Raw genomic sequence first — 203 nt, 5'->3', positions numbered from 1 at the left:
TCGAGCTTGGCCGGGTACTCGTTCGGCGTGTCCAGCTCGGGCGCGTACGTGGCCGGCTTGGAAGCGTTGTAGAAGGAGTTGGTCGGCTGGTCGGCGTGGGTGGGGATCATGTACTTCTCCATCAGATCCCACGCGCCGTTGAACTTCGACCAGTCACCCGTGACCTTGCCGTACATGGCCTGCAGCCACAGGAGGTAGCTGTA

The 203-nt window shown here is 62.1% G+C and carries 1 protein-coding gene; it reads right to left on the bottom strand.

Annotated features, from left to right (window positions below):
- Positions 1 to 203 (bottom strand): glycoside hydrolase family 48 protein (locus ADK65_RS10180; protein ID WP_159038756.1); only part of this gene is annotated, 203 nt, incomplete at both ends.

Origin of the sequence: Streptomyces sp. NRRL B-1140, from assembly GCF_001280065.1 — a bacterium.
GTDB lineage: Bacteria > Actinomycetota > Actinomycetes > Streptomycetales > Streptomycetaceae > Streptomyces.
Note: the sequence above shows the minus strand (reverse complement) of the source record. Positions and strands in the feature narration are given on the sequence as shown.